Annotated in this window: 3 protein-coding genes; 1 reads left to right on the top strand and 2 read right to left on the bottom strand. The window is 72.0% G+C overall.

Annotated features, from left to right (window positions below):
• Positions 1 to 304: 304 nt before the first annotated feature.
• Positions 305 to 835 carry a hypothetical protein gene (locus ACFFNX_RS46950; protein ID WP_378212874.1) on the bottom strand — a complete coding sequence of 177 codons (531 nt, stop codon included), beginning with the start codon at positions 833 to 835 and terminating at the stop codon, positions 305 to 307.
• Between the two features lie 131 nt (positions 836 to 966).
• Positions 967 to 1,344, bottom strand: coding sequence for a hypothetical protein (locus tag ACFFNX_RS46945; protein ID WP_378212871.1), 378 nt, complete (start codon positions 1,342 to 1,344; stop codon positions 967 to 969).
• A gap of 201 nt (positions 1,345 to 1,545) precedes the next feature.
• Between ACFFNX_RS46945 and ACFFNX_RS46940 the strand changes: the two genes are divergently transcribed.
• Positions 1,546 to 2,776: thioredoxin domain-containing protein (locus tag ACFFNX_RS46940; RefSeq protein ID WP_378212870.1), on the top strand; the 1,231-nt coding region annotated here is incomplete at its 3' end.

Here is a 2,776-nt window from a genome sequence, read left to right as displayed (position 1 = left end):
GTCGCGGTGCCTGGTCGCGGTGCCTGGTCGCGGTGCCTGGTCGCGGTGCCTGGTCGCGGTGCCTGGTCGCGGTGCCCGGTCCCAGAGCCCTCCCGCAGAGCCCTCCCGCAGAGCCCTCCCGCAGAGCCCTCCCGCCCGGGGGGCCACCCTAATCTCATGGTCTCGTGCTGTGGGTGACGGGGGCAAGAACGTTCAGCGGGGTTGTGGATAACCAAGTCCGTAAGCGGGGAGCCGCGCGGGGGAGGGAACCCGCGCGGCCGGGGGGACCCCGCGCGAGGGAGGAGAGCTCGCGCGGGGGTCTGGGTCAGCTCGGCGACGGGCGCGGGGAGAACGTCGGGAGCAGCGGCTTGCACGTCTTGACGGCCTTGGCGACCTTCGGGTCCGTCGTGTTGAGGCCGCCGAGGAAGCCCGCGCCCGGCGAACGGCGGGCTCCCGGGGTGCGCTCGGCGCCAGGGGTGCGCTGGGCGCCCGGTGTCGGGGTCGGCAGCTTCACTCCGTGGTCGGACAGGCAACTGCGGTACGCCTGCAGCTCCTGCATGCCCTGCCCGCCGAAGCGGCCGCCCTGCGGGGCCAGCGACCGGCAGGCCTGAACCGCCTGCTGGTTCCCGCCGCCGAAGAAGCCGCGACCGCCTCCGGACGGGCGGCCGGAGGGGCGTGCGGTCGGGATGTTCACTCCGTGCTGTTTCAGGCAGGCGGCGTACGCGGCGAAGCCGCTCGAGGACGCCGATCCGGAAGGCGAGGCCGCCGCCTTGTCGCCCGAGGACGACCCGCAGGCCGCGGTGAGGAGCAGTGCGGCGCCCGACGCCAGCAACAGTCCGCCCTGGAGGATTCGCATGATGCCGGATGGTGGCTCACGATCCTGGAGCCTGCCTCCGGCGAACCTGAAAGGTTCCGCAATGCCGGGGTGACGGACGCTCAGAACATACGGACGTTCAGAACGTGCGGATGCTCAGAACGTACGCATGCTCAGAACGTGATGTCGCCGTGAACGTCGCGCGCCTGCAGGACGTTGCCGCTCACCTCGCCGCTCACCGAGTTGGTCACGTCGCCGTTCGCGGCGATGGTCTGCTCGGCGGCGACCACCCAGTGACGCAACTGGGCGGCGGCCTGCGGGTCGCGGCTGGTGTCGTCCACGAGCGCCTGAGCGAGGGCGCGGATCGCGTCGGGGTCACCCGGCCGTTCGCCCAGGCGCTTCACCGCCTCGACGGAGGTGGCGTTGCGGCCGAAGAGGCGCCGGACGACCGAGGCCAGCGACTGCCACAACTGCTCGCCGGCCTTTTCCGTGGTGCCGTTGAAGATCTTCGACAGGAGGGAGACCAGCGCCGAGACCGAAATCAGATCCACTATCCACACTCCGCCCGTGATGACTCCTCTGCATAGATTAGTTCGCCTGGCCGGTCCGCACCCGGAAATCGCAGTGGGCAATTGCGGACGCGGTCGCGCCGAACCGCCGTCCGGGGCCCACTACGGTGGGACCGTGGGCCGCCGCGGCGAGGGCCCGAGCACGTCACCCGCGCAGATACCCGGTCAGATCCCGGAGAGCCGATGAACCGGTTGAAGGACGCCACCAGCCCGTACCTGCTGCAGCACGCCGACAACCCCGTGCACTGGTTCCCCTGGGGTGATGACGCCTTCGAGGAGGCCCGGCGCAGAGACGTCCCGATCCTGCTCTCGGTCGGCTACAGCGCCTGTCACTGGTGCCACGTCATGGCCCACGAGTCGTTCGAGGACGCCGCGACGGCGCGCCTGATGAACGACCTGTTCGTCAGCGTCAAGGTGGACCGCGAGGAGCGTCCCGACGTCGACGCCGTCTACATGGAGGCCACCCAGGCGATGACGGGCCAGGGAGGCTGGCCGATGACCGTGTTCATGACGCCGTCGGGCGAGCCGTTCTACTGCGGCACCTACTTCCCCCGCCCGCACTTCCAGCAGCTCCTCCAGGCGGTCTCCCAGACGTGGCGCGACCGTCGCGACGAGGTCCTCGCGCAGGGGCAGAAGATCGTCGGCGCGCTGACCGGCACGATCGGCCTCGGCGGCGGCGCCGTCCCGTCGGAGGAGGTGCCGGCCGTCGCCGTGCGCGGGCTCACCGAGGGGTACGACCGGACGTACGGAGGGTTCGGCACGGCGCCGAAGTTCCCGCCGTCGATGGTGCTGGAGTTCCTGCTGCGCCACGCCGCGCGGGGCGGCGAGGGGCTGGAGATGGCAGACGCCACGCTCGTGGCGATGGCGCGCGGCGGCATGTACGACCAGCTCGGCGGCGGCTTCGCCCGCTACTCCGTGGACGCCGCCTGGGTCGTGCCGCACTTCGAGAAGATGCTGTACGACAACGCCCTGCTCGCCCGCGTCTACGCGCACTGGTGGCGGCTCACCGGCGCCGAAGAGGGCCGGCGGATCGCCCTGGAGACCTGCGACTGGATGCTCGGCGACCTGCGGACCGCGCAGGGCGGGCTCGCCAGCGCCCTCGACGCCGACAGCGAGACGCCGGAGGGCCGGCACGAAGAAGGCGCCTACTACGTCTGGACGCCCGGGCAGCTCACCGAGGTCCTCGGCGCCGACGACGGCGCGTACGCCGTGGAGCTGTTCGAGGTCACCGGCACCTTCGAGCACGGCACCTCGGTCCTGCAGCTCCCGCGCCCGCCGCAGGACCGTGAGCGGTACGCCCGGGTGCGCGCGGCGCTGCTCGCGGCCCGTGCGCGACGCGTCCCGCCGGGGCGGGACGACAAGGTCGTGGCCGCCTGGAACGGCCTGGCGATCGCGGCGCTCGCCGAGTGCGGGG

This window comes from Actinoallomurus acaciae, assembly GCF_042429965.1.
Classification (GTDB): domain Bacteria; phylum Actinomycetota; class Actinomycetes; order Streptosporangiales; family Streptosporangiaceae; genus Actinoallomurus; species Actinoallomurus acaciae.
The sequence above is the reverse complement of the archived record's forward strand: the minus strand, read 5'-3'. Positions and strand labels throughout refer to the sequence as shown.

Coding starts and splice junctions, on each gene's coding strand:
- ACFFNX_RS46950 (WP_378212874.1), bottom strand. CDS start 835: ATGCGAATCCTCCAGGGCGGACTGTTGCTGGCGTCGGGCGCCGCACTG.